Source organism: Lentzea sp. NPDC004789, from assembly GCF_053601075.1.
The window spans coordinates 1-16,476 of record NZ_JBSGBE010000031.1 but is presented as its reverse complement, the minus strand read 5'-3'; the positions used below and the strand labels follow the sequence as shown (position 1 = coordinate 16,476).

Genomic DNA, 16,476 nt, shown 5'->3' with positions numbered 1-16,476 from the left:
GCCCACCCACTCACCACCGGCCCGCGCGCCCCGCGGACCCGAGCCGCCCTGCCCTCCGCCGCTCCAAGCGCCCGGACCGCACCGCGCCCAACGGGTCCCCGGCCCGCCCCACCCACACCTCACCGCTTCGGCCCGCCCCACCCACACCTCACCGCCTCGGGCCGCACCTCACGCAACCAGCGCCCGCACGCGCACCAACCCACCCAGCGCAAAGCGCCCGGACCCGCGCACACAACCAGTCGCACCACACGCCACGTGCGGACCAGCCCACCCAGCTACGCACAGCCTCAACGCGCAACCGCGCACACACCAGGCAGCACACAACCCCCCCACCGCCCGCGAACCAACCCACACAACCTCCAGGCGCCCGGCCGCGACTCGCTCCAGGCAGCACACAACCCCCACCGCTCGCGAACCAACCCACCCAGCCACGCACAGCCTCAACGCGCAACCGCGCACCGCCCGCGAACCAACCCACCCAGCCACACAACCTCCAGGCGCCCGGCCGCGCACTCACACCAGGCCGCGGCCGCACGCGGGTCCAGGCATGCCCGGCGTGCAACGCCACCGCGACCGTTGCCGGCCGCTGCCGCACGAGCGCCATCCGCGCGCCCCAGTACCCTCTGCGCGGCTGACCCGCGACGCCCACGACCGGCCGCAGTTCAGGCTGCGCAACGCGAACCCGAGCGTCCCTCCGCCGCTCCACAGACGCGGACCGCACCACACCTCCACCCGCCATCGACGCGAGGCTCTGGACGGCCAGGGCCCCACTTGACCCGCGTGCCGTCCGATCGCGACCGACTGAGCCGAAGAGGTGTCAACCGCCGGCCGTGCGGGGGCGTGATCCCAGGCGGCGTACTCGACATACGACAGCCTTCACCGCACCAGCCTGCTGTCCTGAACGGACCAGTTCGGTCTGCCTGGGACGACGAGGACGAGCTCGCCGGGTGGCCGGCTGGGGAGGTCGGCCCGGTCACCGGTCGTTCAGCACCGCCTAAGACGGACGGAAAGGGTGGAACATCAGCTGAGTGCTTGAATCTCGGTCGCCGGCTTCTCCTGGCTGGCCGCCCACGACGCCAACAGGGCCAGACCGTCCGCGGCCGCCGTGCCGGCAGGCGCGGTGTAGACGGTCAGGAGCAGGCCGGGTTCGGCAGACAGCTCCATCGACTCGACATCCAGGTCGAGCCGGCCCACCACCGGATGGTGCACACGCTTGCGGCCGGACCGGTGGAGCCGAACGTCCTGAGAAGCCCACCGCTGCCGAAACAGTTCACTGCGCGTTGACAACTCACCGACCAGGGCGATCAGCTCCTCGTCGTGCGGATTGCGGCCGGCTTCCATGCGCAGCTTCGCGGCCACGTCACAGGTGATTCGGTCATGGTCCACGAAGAACGCCTTTGCCGCCCCGGGATCCAGATACACGAACCGCGCGGTGTTCGCCGGCCGTCGCGTGTCGGCCAGCACCGGTGAAAACAGCGCGCGGGCGAGTTGATTCGTGGCCAACATGTCATAACGGCCGTTGCAAATCCACGCCGGCGCATCGGTGATGGCGTCGAGCACCTGCTGAAGCGCTGGACGCACCGTCACGGCGGGGCGCCGGCGGCGTGGACCACTGGGCGCCCTGGACTGCCGTGCAAGGTGGAACAGGTGATCGCGCTCGGCCTCGTCGAGTTGCAAGGCGGAGGCCAACGCGTCGAGCACCCCGTCGGAGGCGCCGGCGAGGCTGCCGCGCTCCATGCGCACGTAGTAGTCGACCGACACCCCTGCCAGTAGAGCCACCTCTTCGCGACGCAGACCTTTGACCCGGCGGTTGCCGCCGTAGGCGGGCAGCCCGGCCCGCTCGGGCGTGATCCGCGCGCGACGCGAGCTCAGGAATTCCTTGATCTGAGTGCGCAGGTCGATCGTGGCCACCCCTTCACGGTAGGCCCTGCTCGCAGGAGAAGGGAGGTACTGCTGGTACCCCGCGGGCAAAGCCTCACGCCGACGCCTAGGTACCCGATGCGGTCGTGGCGGTGCCGCCGTCGACCGGGACGACGGTGCCCGTCAGGTAGGAGCCGGCCCGGCTGGCGAGGAACACGGCGACACCTGCCATGTCGTCGTCGCGGCCGAGCCGGCGCAGAGGGGCCTTCGCCGCGATCGTGTCGCCGACGGCATCGATCGTGGCCGCCATCATCTGCGACGGGAACACACCAGGGGCCACCGCGTTCACCGTGACGTGCTGTGGGCCCAGTTCCCTGGCAAGCACCCTGGTGAGTTGATGGAGTGCCGCTTTGCTGCTGGCGTACGAGTAGTTGGGCGCCTCGGCGACGTGGATGGCGGCGATGCTGCCGATGTTGATGATCCGCGCGGGATCATCGGCGGTGCCCGCCCTGCGCAGTGCGGGCAGCAGCGCCTGCACCAGCCAGAACGGCGACTTGAGGTTGAGGTCGAGCACTGCGTCCCAGGCCTCGGCCGGGAACGTCTCCAGCGGCTCGCGCCACATCGCTCCCGCGTTGTTGACGAGGATGTCCAGGCGTTCCGAGTCGGCCTCGACGAGATCAGCGAGACGCTGACACTCGTCGTACCTGGACAGGTCGGCGGGGATCGCGTGAACGTCGCCGAATTCGGACAGCAGCCGCTGCGCCTCCGCGCACGCGTCCGCCTTGCGTGAGCTGACGACGACGCGGGCACCAGCCTGCAGAAGGCCGCGCGCGATCATCATCCCGATGCCCCTGGTGCCGCCGGTGACGAGTGCGCACTTCCCACTCAGGTCGAAACGGTCTGCGTGAGTGGTGAACTGGTTGTCCGCCATTGTCTTCGTCCCTTCTGTCGTGGAAGCACGTGCTGAGACGTTGACAGGCGTCCTGGACGTCTGGGAGACCCTGGCGATACAGGTACCGTGAGGGCCTCCCTTCGGCCCGTTGCCGGTCCCGTGGTCCAGTCGCTTGTGGACGGACGGAAGCCGTTACCGGGAAGCGTGTGTTCGCGACAGCCGGCAGGTGTCACCATGTGGCATGCCTGAGCGCCGCCGTGCAGTCCTGGACGGAACCCGAGTCCGCCGCACCAGGAACCCGGAAGACGACCAGATCGAAGCGGCGGTCCTCAACATGGCCCGCGAATCCGCCGTGGTCCTCTCCGAGTCGGAGGACGACAACACCTACATCCAGGTGTGGCACCGCCCCGACGGCCTCTACCAGCTGGAGCACCGCGCCGGCTCGCCGCTGGAGCACTTCCAGACCATGACGGTGTCCGCGGACAAGGTCCACACCGCCTTCACCGCCTGGCTGCGCGACGACGAAGGCTGGGCCGACCCGTTCACGTGGAAGTCGATCAGCGACCTGTTCTAGCCGGCAGGATCGGCAGGCGGCCTCAGCGCCAGGTAGGCCGGCCGCAGCAGCGAGACGACGTTCGAGCGCCGGACCGTGATCGGCACGGCGTCGAGCTGGTCGAGCACGGCGTCGGCGCGCACCTCGGCCGTGGGGTCGCCGAGGGTCAGACCGGACGTGGTCTGCCGCTGCCAGAACGTGTCCAGGCACCGCGTCAGTGGCGGTGCCTCCTCGCGCGCGGCCACCGCCTGGGCCGTGCCGCGCAGGGTGCGGAGGCGTTCCAGCAGGTCCTCGCGGCTGCGGCCGCGCCAGGCCAGGATTTCGAACGGGTCGTTGTCGAACGACTCGGCGAGCAGGTAGCAGGCGGCGGCGAGGTGTTTGCACGGCACTTCCCAGTCCGGGCAGGTGCAGTCCATCGTCAGCTCGCGGGAGGAGGCCGGGAAGAGCTGCAGGCCCAGGGAGGCGAACAGCACCTCGATGTCGGCGGGCATCTCGCCGGCCAGCAACTTGGCCGCGTACAGGGCTTTGCCCGCCAGCGCGTGCTCGATGCGCTGCCATTCCGGCGTGGTGAACGCCTTGATCGCGATGCGCACCTTGTACGGAGTGGGGCGTGAGCCCTGCACGAGCGCGATGACCATGCTGGTGGACAAGGACAACGACAGGACCTGGCCCTGGCGCGCGTAGTTGCGGCCGCGGCTCAGGCGGCCGCCCATGCCGAACGACTCCAGCACCTCGATGAAGCGGCGTGACCACCAGGTGGCGCCGATGTCACCGCGCTTGCTGCGCGCCTTGATGCCGTTGTCGACCTTGATGGTCTTGCCGTAGCGGGGGCCGGTCCAGTGCTCACTCACCGATGGCCTCCCCCGACAACGTCAGCAGGTCGCGCAGCTGGGCGGTCGACAGGTCGGTCAGCCAGTTCTCGCCCGCTCCCACCACCAGCTGCGCCAGTGCTCGCTTTTCCTCGATCATGGCGTCGATGCGTTCTTCCAGCGTGCCGATGCAGACGAACTTGCGCACCTGCACGTTGCGGCGCTGACCGATGCGGAACGCTCGGTCGGTCGCCTGGTCCTCGACCGCGGGGTTCCACCAGCGGTCCAGGTGGATCACGTGGTTGGCGGCGGTGAGGTTGAGGCCGGTGCCGCCCGCCTTCAACGACAGCAGGAACAACGACGGGCCGCGCGGGTCCTGGAAGCGTTCGACCATGCGGTCGCGCGCGGCTTTGTTCGTGCCGCCGTGCAGGAACATCACCTCGGTGTCGAAACGCGCGGCGAGGTAGGGCACGAGCATGCTGCCGAACTCGGTGAACTGCGTGAAGCACAACGCCTTGTCGCCCTCGGCGAGCACTTCCTCGAGCACTTCCTCCAGGCGCGCGAGCTTGCCGGAGCGGCCGGCGACGCGCGAGCCGTCGCCCAGGAAGTGCGCCGGGTGGTTGCAGACCTGCTTGAGCTTGGACATCGTCGCGAGCACCAGACCCTTGCGCTCGATGCCCTCCGACTCCTCGATCTTCTCCAGCATGTCGTTCACGACGGCCTGGTAGAGCGAGGCCTGTTCGGTGGTGAGGTTGCACAGCTGGCGCATCTCGACCTTGTCCGGCAGGTCGCTGATGATGCGCGGATCGGTCTTCAGGCGGCGCAGCACGAACGGGTTCGTGATCTTGCGCAGGCGGGCGGCCGCGTCCTGGTCGTTGTGGCGTTCGACGGGAACGGCGAAGCGGGCGCGGAACGTGTTGATCGTGCCGAGCACGCCGGGATTGGCGAAGTCCATGATCGACCACAGTTCGGCCAGGCGGTTCTCGACGGGCGTGCCGGTCAGCGCCACGCGGTGCCGCGCCTTGAGCTGACGCACGGCCTGCGACTGGCGGGTGGCGCTGTTCTTGATGTTCTGCGCCTCGTCGAGCACCACGCGGTCCCAGGTGAGGTCACCGAGCGCGTCGGCGTCGCGGGCGGCCAGCGCGTACGTGGTGAGCACCAGGTCGTGGCTCTCGACGGCCTCGCGCAACGCGTCGCCGTCCAACCGGTCCGCGCCGTGGTGCACGTGCACGGACAGCTCCGGGGTGAACCGCGCGGCCTCGCGCTGCCAGTTGCCGACCACCGACATCGGGCAGATCAGCAACGTCGGCGGACGCTTGCCGTGCGCGCGGTTCAGCGCTTCGAGCGCCAGCAGCTGCACGGTCTTGCCGAGGCCCATGTCGTCCGCGAGGCAGGCGCCCAGGCCGATCCGGTCGAGGAACGCGAGCCACGCCAAGCCGCGCTGCTGGTACGGGCGCAGCCGCGCGCCGAAGGTCTCCGGCGGCTCGACGGGTTCGAGCTGCTCGTCGGCCTTGCCGGACAACAGGTCTCCGAGCCAGCCGTCGGCCTCGACCGACGTCAGCGGGAGCGGGAGGCTCTCGTCCGCCGCACTCAGTCCACTGTGGAGCATCACCTCGGCCGCGGTCATCTGCCCACCACCGCGTTCGAGGAACGCGAGCCCCGCGGCGAGGCGTTTCTGGTCGACCTGCACCCACTGGCCGCGCACCTTCACCAGCGGCACCTTCGCCCTGGCCAGCTCGGCGAGCTCGGCATCGGTGAGCGTGTCCTCACCGAGGGCCAGCTCCCACTTGTAGTCCACAATGGACTTGAGGCCGATCTCGCTCTCCTTGGCGACGGTTCCGGCCGTGCCACGGCTTTTCGTCGTGAGCTTCAACCCCAGCTTCGTCTGCTGCTGCCACCACGACGGCAACAGCACGCCGAACCCCGCCTGCGCCAGCACAGGAGCGGCGGTGAGGAACCGGTACGCACCTTCCGCGCCGACCTCCAGCTCCGCCGGGTGCGCGTCGCGCAACGCCTCGTCGAGGTCCGGGTGCAGCCTGCTCGCCCGCCCGAGGTCGGCCAGCAGGTGCTCCTGCGGTGCCGGGATCCAGCGCCGCAGCACGCCGTCGTCGGCGAACCACACCTGCTGCGCGGGCACGAGCACGCTCGGCTCGTCGACGGCCTGCAGCAGGAACTCGATCGCCCACTCGTCCTCGTCGCGCTGCTCGGGCGAGCGCAACCGGAAGCACGTGCGCACCGGGCTCTCGTTGCCCGCGCTGTCGCGCCAGCGGTCCAGCTGTTCGCGCAGCTCGTACAGCTCCACCGGATCCGCGTCGAACGCCGGCTCCCCGGTCAGCGCGGCCAGCCACGCCTCGGCGGTCGTCACGCGGCCGCGGTGCTCCGGCGCGAGGGCCATGCCGCGCAACCGGCTCCTGACCTGCTCGTCGACCGCGGTCGTGAGCGCCGCGCGCACCAGCTCGGCCGGGTCGCTGACGATCTCCTCGCACCGGCACGCGGGCGGCATCGCGGCCTGCAACGCGGCGAACCGCGCCGAGTCCGTGCCCGACAGCACCGGCGCCCACCGCGCGACGGGCTGATCAGGCGAAATCGACGGCAGCACGCGCCCGCGGTACACCAGATCGGCGGCGAACGCCGCCACGTCGAACACGAACCGCGCGGAGTCGCTCAGCCGCACCTCGGCACCGGGCTCGGGCTTGGCCGTCAGCCGGATCGTGGGCACACCCCACTGCCGCAGCCCGACCTTGCCGCGCTGCGCCCGTCCCACCGCCAACGGATCTCGCACCAGCTCCGGCGACGCCATGGGCCCGGACGAGTACGACGGCAGCAGCAACGCCCGCGTGGTCGTCTTGAGCGCTTCCCGCCCGAACGCGACGGCCAGCGACTCCCCCGTCGCCGCGAACGGGTGCGGCGCGTCCCGGCGCGTGCTCTCGCTGCGTGCGGGCAGCCCGGAATCCTCGGCCCACAACGCCAGGACGCCGTCGGTCGTGCACAGGCCATGCAGTACGAGCACCTTTGAACCCTATGTGTTCACATTGGCGCCATGGTCGAAGACTCCCCTGTCGTGCTGGACGGTCAGTCCCTCGGCGCCGACGACGTGGTGCGCGTCGCGAGGTACCACGCCCCCGTGGCCCTGCACGCCGACGGCGTCGAACGCCTCGAAGCGTCGTGGCGCGCCAGCCAGCGCCTCGTGGTGCGACGACAGGTCTACGGCCGCACCACGGGCGTCGGCGCGAACCGCGACCAGATCGTCAGCACCGAGGGCTGGGCCGAGCACGGCCTGCGCCTGCTGCGCAGTCACGCGGGCGGCCTCGGCGGCATGCTCCCCGAGGAACAGGTGCGCGCCATGATGGTCGTGCGCCTCAACCAGCTCCTCGCGGGCGGCGCCGGCGTGCGCAGACCCGTGGCCGACGCCCTGCTCGCCGCCCTGAACGGCAGCTGCTACCCCGGCGTGCACGAGTACGGCGCCATCGGCACCGGCGACCTCACGGCGTTGGCCGAAACCGGCCTGACCCTGCTGGGCGAGCGCTACTGGCTCGGCTCCACGCAGACCCCGGACCCGATCGAGCTCGACTCCGGCGACGCGCTGGCGTTGATCAGCAGCAACGCCCTGACCATCGGCATGGCGGGCCTGGCCTGGCAGGACGCCCATCAGCTGCTGAAGGCCACCCACGTCGTGGCCGCACTGTCGTTCCTCGCCGTGGACGGCGCCGTCGAGGCCTACGACGAGCGCGTCCACCTGGGCCGCCCGCACCCCGGCCAGGTGGCGGTGGCCGCCGAAATGCGCCGCCTGCTCGCCGAGCCGTCCCGTCCGGCCGCCCGCATCCAGGACCCGTTCGGCTACCGCTGCTTCCCGCAGATCCACGGCCCGGCCGTCGACGCCGCCACCGACCTCGGCCGCGTCCTGGACGTCGAGTTCAACGCCGCCGCCGAGAACCCGCTGATCGTCGCCGACCAGTTCGGCCCGGAGGACGACGCCGCCTACCACCACGGCGCCTTCCACAGCGCGTACCTGGGCCAAGCGCTGGACCGCCTGCGCCTGTCGATGCTGCACACCGGCCACCTGTCGACCGCCCGTCTGGCCACCCTGGTCGAGCCGAACTTCACGGGCCTGCGCCCGTTCCTGGCCGAGGGCGTGCGCGGCAGCTCGGGCGTGATGATCCTCGAGTACAGCGCCAACTCCGCGCTGGCCGAGGTCCGCACGCTCGCCGAACCCGCGAGCATCGGCAACGCCGTCGTGTCGCGCGGGCAGGAGGAGAACTCGAGCTTCGCGTTCCAGTCCGCCTCGCAGGCCCTGCGCTCGCTGGGGGCGTTCCGGCTGGTGCTCGCCTGCGAGATCGTCGCGGCCGTGCGGGCGTTGCGGCTGCGCGGGGTGCGGCCGGAGACGCCGGCGTTGCTGGCCGCGTTCGAGCTGGCGGAGTCGAAGCTGAACCCGGACATGGCGGACCGGCAGCTCAGCCCGGACGTCGAGGTGGCGTCGGGGCTGCTGGACGACTTCGCGGCCTGCTAGGCGTGTGATGATCGTTCCCATGGGTCTGCTCGCTCACGACGAAATCGGCACCGGCGCACCCCTGCTGGTGGTGCCGGGAGGTCCGCTGCTCGCCCCGTCCTACCTGGGCGACCTCGGCGGCGTCCCGGCCCGGCTGCACCTGCTGCACCTGCGCGGCACCGGCAGGTCAGGACCCGCGGACGCGGCCGAGCTGCGCTTCGACCTGCTCGTCGACGACGTCGAGGCCTACCGGGCGCACGCCGGGTTCGACCCGGTGGACGTGCTGGCGCATTCGGCGGGCGCGTCGATCGCGATCCGGTACGCCCTGCGATACCCGGACCACGTGCGACGGTTGGTGCTCGTGACGCCCAGCCTGCGGTCGCTCGGGTTCGCGCCTGATCCCGAGCAGTTGCGGAGTGCGGCCGCGGCGCGGTCCGGTGAGGACTGGTACCCCGCGGTCAGGGACGCGCTGGAGGCCGTGCTGGGCGGGAGTTTCGCGGCCGCCGACTGGGCGGCGTTGGCTCCGCTCTACTACGGACGGTGGGACGAGGTGGCGCAGGAGCACGCCCGCGCGTCCGACGCGATCCGGCTGCCCGACGCGCCGGCTGCCTACTACGCCCCCGGAGCTCCTGTTGCGTCGGCGGAGGAACTGGCACGGCTGGACGTGCCGGTGCTGATGCTGGCCGGTGAGGCCGACGCCATGCCTTCGCCCGCGGCGGTGCGGGAGGCGGCCCGGTTGTTCCCGCGGGCCGGTGTGGTCGTGCAGCCCGACGCCGGGCACTACCCGTGGCTGGACGACGCCGAGTTCTTCCGGAAGGCGATCGCGGACTTCCTGGCCCGCTGACGGATTCCGGTCTTGATCTCCACTTAGGTCGAGCTCCTACGGTGGACACGACCAAGGTGATCGAGATGGGGATGTGGTCGTGATGAGGGCTGTCCGCGTGCACGAGTTCGGTGGACCCGAGGTGCTGCGCGTCGACGAGGTTCCCGCGCCGGTGGCAGGTCCGGGACAGGTCGTGGTCGGCCTGGCCGTCGCCGACGTGATCTTCCTCGACACGTTGCTGCGCAGTGGTTGGGGCATCGAGTTCTTCCCGCGCCGGCCTCCCTACGTTCCCGGCGGAGGCGGCGCGGGACGGGTGCTGTCGGTCGGAGACGGCGTCGACCCGGCCTGGCTCGGCCGTCACGTGATCGGCCGCGGGCCCGAGGGCTACGCGGAACAGGTCGTCTTCTCGGCCGAGGAGATCGTCGCCGTCCCGGACGGCCTGGGCTCGGCCGAGGCGGCCGCGATGCTCCACGACGGAGCCACCGCGGTGAACCTCGCCGGCCGCGTGAAGATCGAGCAGGGCGACTGGGTCCTGGTGGCGGCGGCCGCGGGCGGGGCGGGTTCACTGCTCGTGCAACTGCTGCGCGACGCCGGCGCACGGGTCATCGCCGCCGCTCGCGGCGAACGCAAGCTCGCCCTGGTCCGCGAACTGGGCGCGGAAGTGACCGTCGACTACTCGCTCGACGGCTGGCAGGACCAGGTCCGGGACGCTTCTGGCGACATCGGCGTGGTCTTCGACGGCGCGGGGGGAGCCCTCGGCAAGGCCGCGTTCGAGGTCGTGGCCGACGGCGGCCACTTCGTCACCTACGGCAGCTCGGACGGCCTCACCGACATCGATCCGGCGGTGGCGAGCCGCCGACAGGTGCACGTCGACAACGTGCTCGCCGCGATTCCGGACCCGGCGACCGTTCGCGAGCAACTGACGAAGGCGCTCGAACTCACCGCAGAGGGCCGGATCCGCCCGGTGATCAGCGCGACGTACCCGTTGGAGGAGGCCGTGAAGGCCCACAGGTCGCTCGAAGAACGCGCCACCCTCGGCAAGTCGCTGCTGCTGATCTGACGGCCTCACGGTCCGGGTTGCGCCGCCATCCCCGGTACGGCGCAACCCGGCCCGGCCGTCAGCCGCCCGCGACCGAGGGCAGGATCTGGATCTCGGCGCCCGCCGGCAACGGGGTCGCCGGACCGGAGAGGCGGCGGCACTCCTCGCCGTTGACGTAGAAGTTCACGTAACGGCGCAACGCAGCGCGCTCGTCGCGCAGGCGGCGGTCGAGGCCCGGATAGGTGGCGGCGAGAACGTCCAGGGCCGCGCCGAGGGTGGCGGGCTCGGGGACGTCCACGTCCAGGTGGGAGGCGCCGTCGGTCGCGGTGCGCAGGACGCCTGGGATCAGGACGGTCACCTTCACGTCGGGACCACCTCCGGTCGGACCGGCATCAGGCCGGGCGGGCGGGCAGCGCCGTCAGGCGGGCGGGCAGCGCCGTCAGGCGGGCGGGCAGCGCCGTCAGGCGAGCGGGCAACACCGTCAGGCAGGCAGGCAACACCGTCAGGCGGGCGGGCAGCGCCGCCGGGCAGGCGGGCAACACCGTCAGGCGGGCGGGCAACACCGCCAGGCAGGCGGGCAACACCGCCAGGCAGGCACGCAACACCGCCAGGCAGGCACGCAACACCGCCAGGCAGGCAGGCAACACCGCCAGGCAGGCAGGCAACACCGCCAGGCGCGGCATGCACGACACCGGACACCAAGGCCCGTCGCCGCTCGGACCGACTGCGCATCGGATCGGTGGGCCGCGCCGCTGACGCGGCACGCGCAGCACCGGACAACAGACATGTCACCGTCACGCCGGCATCACCACCGCACAGGCCGACACCACACCACACCGGTGAGCAGCGCCACCGGCCGCAACACCCACGACGCCGGGCGCGAGGACCCTCGCGGTCACGCCGGCACCACCGCCGCACGGACCGACATCACGTCGGGCAGGTGGGCGGCCACCTGGTGCCAGGTTTCGCCCTCGTCCGGGCTCGCGTACACCTCGCCCGAGCGGGAGCCGAAGTAGACGCCGGGGGTCGGCGCGGTGTCGGTGCACATGGCGTCGCGCATCACGGCGGTCCAGAAGTTGTCCGGCAGGCCCGTGCCCAGGGGTTGCCAGGTCGCGCCGGCGTCGCGGGAGCGGTACACGCGGCACTTGCCCTCCGGTGGGAAGCGGCGGCCGTCGGCCTCGATCGGGAAGGTGAAGATCGTGTCCGGGTCGTGCGGGTGGACGACCACGGCGAAGCCGAAGTCGGTCGGGAGGCCGTCGGCGATGGACTGCCAGGTGTCGCCGCCGTCGTCGCTGCGGTACACGCCGTGGTGGTTCTGGGCGTAGAACCGCGAAGCCGAAGACGGGTGCTGGGCCACCTTGTGCACGCACTGGCCGAACTCCGGCCACGGGTCCGGAAGGAAGTACGCCTTGATGCCCTTGTTACGGGCCTCCCAGGACTTGCCGCCGTCGGTCGTGCGATAGACGCCGCCCGTCGACATCGCCACCAGGAGCCGGTCCGGGTCGACCGGGTCCGGCACGATCGTGTGCACAGCCTGGCCGCCGAAGCCCGCCGACCACTCCGGGCGGTGCGGGTGGTTCCACAGGCCCTCGACGAACTCGAACGAGCGGCCGCCGTCCGAGGATCTGAACAACGCCGACGGTTGCGTGCCCGCCCACACGACGCCCGGTTGCGAGGCGGGGGCGGGTTGCAGTTGCCACACGCGTTCCAGGGAGGCGTCTTCCACCGGGAACGCGATCGGCGGCGAGGAGGACTCCTCCCACGTGACACCGAGGTCGTCCGAAATGGACACACCGGGGCCGAAGTGCGGTGAGGACACACCCGCCAGCAACCGCACCGGACCTCGTGTGTCGAAGGCGACCGCGTACACCTCCTGCATCGCGTGGTGCGGCCCGTCGACCTCCCACGTGACCCGATCCTCGCTGCGGGCGAGCCACAGCCCCTTGCGCGTACCGATCGCCACGACCACCGTCATCGCAACACAGCCTCCTGGGAAAGATGTGATGCGGAGCACGTTACGCCTGGGGTCCGACAATTTCTGAGCGCGGGAGAAACCCCACGTAGACCCACAAGTTACTCACTGGTAGCGTCCGAAACGACCTAAAGGAGGCGCCAGTGCTGCTCGACCCGAACCACTACGACCCAGCCCACCTCGACGACGAGACCCGCCGCCTGCTCAGGGCCACCGTCGACTGGTTCGAGGCCCGCGGCAAGCGGCAGCTGATCGCCGACGCGCAGGACAAGGTCTGGTACACCGAGTTCCTCGACTTCGTGAAGCGGGAGAAGCTCTTCGCCACCTTCTGCACGCCGAGCAGCGTCGACCCCACCAAGCGCTGGGACGCCGCCCGCAACGCCGCGTTCAGCGAGGTGCTGGGCTTCTACGGGCTGCAGTACTGGTACGCCTGGCAGGTCACCGTTCTCGGTCTCGGCCCGATCTGGATGAGCGACAACGCCGAGGCCAAGCAGAAGGCGGCCAACCTCCTCGACAGCGGCGCCGTGTTCGCGTTCGGCCTGTCCGAGAAGGAGCACGGCGCCGACGTCTACAGCACCGACATGATCGTCACGAGGACCGAGGACGGCTACCGGGCCAACGGCGGCAAGTACTACATCGGCAACGGCAACGTCGCCGGCATGGTCAGCGTCTTCGGCAAGCTCGCCGACAGCGACGAATACGTCTTCTTCGCCGTCGACAGCCAGCACGAGAACTTCAAGCTGGTCAAGAACGTCGTCGACAGCCAGATGTTCGTCAGCGAGTTCCGCCTCGACGACTACCCGCTGACCGACGCCGACATCCTGCACCGCGGCCCCGACGCGTTCTCGGCCGCGCTGAACACCGTCAACGTCGGCAAGTTCAACCTCTGCACGGCCAGCATCGGCATCTGCGAGCACTCCTTCTACGAGGCGATCACCCACGCCCACAACCGGATCCTCTACGGCAACCCGGTCACCGACTTCCCGCACGTGCGCCAGAACTTCGTCGACGCGTACGCACGCCTCACCGCGATGAAGCTCTTCGCGGACCGGAGCGTCGACTACTTCAGGTCCGCCGGCGAGAACGACCGCCGCTACCTCCTCTTCAACCCCATCACCAAGATGAAGGTCACCAGCGAGGGCGAGAACGTCATCGACCTGCTCTGGGACGTCATCGCCGCCAAGGGCTTCGAGAAGGACACCTACTTCACCCGCGCCACCGCCGACATCCGCGCGCTGCCGAAGCTCGAAGGCACCGTGCACGTCAACCTGGCCCTGGTGCTGAAGTTCATGCCGAACTACTTCTTCAACCCCAAGGCCTACGACGAGGTCCCGACCCGCCACGACGCGACGGACGACGACTTCTTCTGGCACCAGGGCCCCGCGCGCGGCCTCGGCAAGATCCAGTTCCACGACTGGGAGCCGATCTACACCGAGCACGCGCACCTGCCCAACGTGCGGCTCTTCCACGAGCAGGCCAAGGCGATCAAGACCCTGCTCGCCACCGCGGCACCCGACGGGAACCAGCAGAAGGACCTCGACTTCCTGCTGAACCTCGGCCACCTCTTCACCCTGGTCGTCTACGGCCAGCTGGTGCTGGAGCAGGCCAGGATCACCGGTACCGACCCGCACCTCGTCGACCAGATCTTCGACGTGCTGGTCCGCGACTTCGCGGCCTACGCGACCGCGTTGCACGGCAAGGCCAGCAGCACCGAGGCCCAGCAGCAGTGGGCCCTGGGCCAGATCCGCAAGCCGCACGTCGACCAGGCCCGCTTCGACGCCGTCTGGCAGCAGGTCGTGGCGCTCTCCGGCCAGTACGAGATGCGCCCGTAGCAGACCCAAACAGGACGCAAGGGGGCAAAGCGACAGCCTTTGCCCCCTTGACGCATTGGTTGCACAAACGTTTTCATGAGCACGCCGCCGCCTCCACAGCCACAAGGAGCGCGTGCACGTGGATCACCGCAGATGGCGCACAGCCGCAGTCGCCGCCCTCATCGCAGCCGTCATCACCCCCAAGGCGCAGGCGGCGGAAAAGCCCGAACTGGCGCTCACCCCGCCGATGGGCTTCAACAACTGGAACAGCACGCACTGCCGCAACGACTTCAACGAGGAGATGGTCAAGGGCATCGCCGACATCTTCGTGGCCAAGGGTCTGAAGGACGCCGGCTACGAGTACGTCAACATCGACGACTGCTGGGCCCTCCCCGAACGCGACGAGCAGGGCGACCTGGTCCCGCACCCGGTCCGCTTCCCCAACGGCATCAAGGCAGTGGCCGACTACGTGCACGGCAAGGGCCTGAAGTTCGGCATCTACACCAGCGCGGGCACCAGGACGTGCAACAAGGACGGCGGTTTCCCCGGCGGCCTGAACCACGAGGAGCAGGACGCGAAGCTGTTCGCGAGCTGGGGCGTCGACTACCTCAAGTACGACAACTGCAACAACCAGGGCGTCGACGCGAAGCTCCGCTACACCAAGATGCGCGACGCGCTGAACGCCACCGGCCGCAAGATCGTGTTCAGCCTCTGCGAGTGGGGCCAGAACAAGCCGTGGGAGTGGGCGAAGGACGTCGGCCACCTGTGGCGCACCACCGGCGACATCAGTGACAACTGGAACTCCATGGTGTCGATCGCCAAGCGCAACATGGAGCTCGCCGACTACGCGGGCCCCGGCCACTGGAACGACCCGGACATGCTGGAGGTCGGCAACGGCGGCATGACGGACCTGGAGTACCGCAGCCACTTCAGCCTCTGGTCGATCATGGCCGCACCGCTGCTGATCGGCGCCGACCTGCGCAAGGTGACACCGGAGACGTTCGAGATCCTGGAAAACCGCGAGGTCATCGCCGTCAACCAGGACAAGCTCGGCGTGCAGGGCAAGGTGATCCGCAACGAGGGCGGCGCCTACGTCCTCGCGAAGCCGCTCAGCAACGGTGACAAGGCCGTGCTGCTGTTCAACGAGAACGACAGTGCCGCGAACATCTCCGTCACCGCGACGGAACTCGGTCTCCCGAAGACGACCGGCTACCAGGTGCGCGACCTCTGGGCCAGGACCACCACGCACTCCGCCGGTGAGATCGGCGCCGCACTCCCGCCGCACGGCAGCGCCATGTTCCGCGTCAGCGCGGCGAAGGACTGGTACCGCTACCCGCCCGCCGTCACCACGGCCGCGACCGGCGAGGTCCTCTACCCCGGCGCGCTGCCGATCGTGCAACCCGGCAAGACCGTCACGTACACGACGTCGGTGACCAACACCGGCCGCCTGCCGATCGCGCTCGTCCAGGCGACCCTCCAGGTTCCCCAGGGCTGGACGGCAAAGGCCACGACGGCGAGCTTCAAGGCGATCCTGCCCGGCGAGAAGTCCTTCACGACCACCTGGCAGGTCACCGTTCCGCAGAACGCCGCAGCGGGCAGGTTCGGCGTCGACGCGACCTTCACCTTCCACAGCCCGCACGAGAACAACCCGGTGACCAGGCAGTACTCCGCGGCGGCACTGGTACCCGGACCAGCACCGAGGGGCGAGCTGTACGTCAGCGACCTGAAGTGGCTGCGGGCGGCCAACGGCCACGGCCCGGTCGAGCTCGACACCACCAACGGCGAGGCCAAGCAGGGCGACGGCGGCCCGATCACCATCCGCGGCAAGGTGTTCGCGAAGGGCCTCGGCACGCACGCCCCCGCGCAGATCGAGTACTACACCGGCGGCAGCTGCTCGAAGGTGACCGCGACCATCGGCATCGACGACCGGAAGGTCAACCCGCTGAGCCTCGTGAGCTACGAGGTGTGGGCCGACAACAGGATGGTCTACGACAGCGGCCCCGTCGCCGGCACGGACGCCGCGAAGTCGTTGGAGGCCAACGTGTCCGGAGCCACCGTCACGCGCCTGATCGTCAGGGACGGCGGCAACGGCAAGTCCTACGACCACGCCGACTGGGGTGATCTGAGGATCACCTGCTAGTGTCGTGAGTCGTTAATTCGTCGGCAGTCTAGGTTGTGGTGGTGCCGAGTCCGAAGCTGGTGCCGCTGATCCTGTCCGATGACGAGCGTCG

Annotated in this window: 13 protein-coding genes; 6 read left to right on the top strand and 7 right to left on the bottom strand. The window is 70.0% G+C overall.

Features of this window, described 5'->3' with window-relative positions; all coding sequences use genetic code 11:
- Nucleotides 1-1,020: 1,020 nt before the first annotated feature.
- Together ACWEIJ_RS42085 and ACWEIJ_RS42080 are read right to left on the bottom strand one after the other, a co-directional pair.
- Nucleotides 1,021-1,911, bottom strand: a complete 891-nt coding sequence (locus tag ACWEIJ_RS42085; protein ID WP_449842896.1) for a helix-turn-helix transcriptional regulator — start codon at nucleotides 1,909-1,911, stop codon at nucleotides 1,021-1,023.
- Nucleotides 1,912-1,987: 76 nt separating this feature from the next.
- The gene (locus ACWEIJ_RS42080) at nucleotides 1,988-2,791 is read right to left on the bottom strand and encodes an SDR family oxidoreductase (protein ID WP_449842895.1); all 804 of its coding nucleotides are present in this window, start codon (nucleotides 2,789-2,791) and stop codon (nucleotides 1,988-1,990) included.
- Nucleotides 2,792-2,993: 202 nt separating this feature from the next.
- Between ACWEIJ_RS42080 and ACWEIJ_RS42075 the strand changes: the two genes are divergently transcribed.
- A complete protein-coding gene (locus ACWEIJ_RS42075; protein WP_449842894.1) occupies nucleotides 2,994-3,326 on the top strand; it encodes a hypothetical protein in 333 nt (110 codons plus the stop codon).
- On the opposite strand, the gene ACWEIJ_RS42070 is transcribed toward ACWEIJ_RS42075, so the two are convergent.
- Nucleotides 3,323-4,156, bottom strand: a complete 834-nt coding sequence (locus ACWEIJ_RS42070; protein ID WP_449842893.1) for an SWIM zinc finger family protein — start codon at nucleotides 4,154-4,156, stop codon at nucleotides 3,323-3,325. The genes ACWEIJ_RS42075 and ACWEIJ_RS42070 overlap by 4 nt on opposite strands.
- The gene (locus ACWEIJ_RS42065) at nucleotides 4,149-7,124 is read right to left on the bottom strand and encodes a DEAD/DEAH box helicase (RefSeq protein WP_449842892.1); all 2,976 of its coding nucleotides are present in this window, start codon (nucleotides 7,122-7,124) and stop codon (nucleotides 4,149-4,151) included. Before ACWEIJ_RS42065 ends, ACWEIJ_RS42070 begins: the two co-directional genes overlap by 8 nt.
- A gap of 30 nt (nucleotides 7,125-7,154) precedes the next feature.
- On the opposite strand from ACWEIJ_RS42065, the gene ACWEIJ_RS42060 reads away from it, so the two are divergent.
- The 3 genes from ACWEIJ_RS42060 to ACWEIJ_RS42050 all read left to right on the top strand — a co-directional run bounded on the left by ACWEIJ_RS42060 (nucleotide 7,155) and on the right by ACWEIJ_RS42050 (nucleotide 10,483).
- Nucleotides 7,155-8,621, top strand: a complete 1,467-nt coding sequence (locus ACWEIJ_RS42060; RefSeq protein ID WP_449842891.1) for an aromatic amino acid ammonia-lyase — start codon at nucleotides 7,155-7,157, stop codon at nucleotides 8,619-8,621.
- A gap of 19 nt (nucleotides 8,622-8,640) precedes the next feature.
- Nucleotides 8,641-9,444: an alpha/beta fold hydrolase gene (locus ACWEIJ_RS42055; protein WP_449842890.1), complete on the top strand. Its 804-nt coding sequence runs from the start codon at nucleotides 8,641-8,643 to the stop codon at nucleotides 9,442-9,444.
- Between the two features lie 82 nt (nucleotides 9,445-9,526).
- Nucleotides 9,527-10,483, top strand: a complete 957-nt coding sequence (locus ACWEIJ_RS42050) for a zinc-binding dehydrogenase (RefSeq protein ID WP_449842889.1) — start codon at nucleotides 9,527-9,529, stop codon at nucleotides 10,481-10,483.
- A gap of 58 nt (nucleotides 10,484-10,541) precedes the next feature.
- Here ACWEIJ_RS42050 and ACWEIJ_RS42045 read toward each other — a convergent pair whose 3' ends face one another.
- The 3 genes from ACWEIJ_RS42045 to ACWEIJ_RS42035 form a co-directional block, all read right to left on the bottom strand.
- On the bottom strand, nucleotides 10,542-10,826 hold the full coding sequence (locus ACWEIJ_RS42045; protein ID WP_449842888.1) for a MoaD/ThiS family protein: 285 nt from the start codon (nucleotides 10,824-10,826) through the stop codon (nucleotides 10,542-10,544).
- Between the two features lie 28 nt (nucleotides 10,827-10,854).
- On the bottom strand, nucleotides 10,855-11,145 hold the full coding sequence (locus ACWEIJ_RS42040) for a hypothetical protein (RefSeq protein ID WP_449842887.1): 291 nt from the start codon (nucleotides 11,143-11,145) through the stop codon (nucleotides 10,855-10,857).
- A gap of 212 nt (nucleotides 11,146-11,357) precedes the next feature.
- Complete coding sequence (locus ACWEIJ_RS42035) at nucleotides 11,358-12,437, bottom strand: WD40/YVTN/BNR-like repeat-containing protein (RefSeq protein WP_449842886.1); 1,080 nt, start codon at nucleotides 12,435-12,437, stop codon at nucleotides 11,358-11,360.
- A 140-nt stretch (nucleotides 12,438-12,577) separates the two neighbouring features.
- Between ACWEIJ_RS42035 and ACWEIJ_RS42030 the strand changes: the two genes are divergently transcribed.
- Both ACWEIJ_RS42030 and ACWEIJ_RS42025 read left to right on the top strand, forming a co-directional pair.
- Nucleotides 12,578-14,266 (top strand): acyl-CoA dehydrogenase family protein, encoded by a 1,689-nt coding sequence (locus ACWEIJ_RS42030; protein WP_449842885.1) that lies wholly within the window; start codon nucleotides 12,578-12,580, stop codon nucleotides 14,264-14,266.
- A gap of 118 nt (nucleotides 14,267-14,384) precedes the next feature.
- Nucleotides 14,385-16,385, top strand: coding sequence for an NPCBM/NEW2 domain-containing protein (locus ACWEIJ_RS42025; RefSeq protein WP_449842884.1), 2,001 nt, complete (start codon nucleotides 14,385-14,387; stop codon nucleotides 16,383-16,385).
- Nucleotides 16,386-16,476 lie beyond the last annotated feature (91 nt).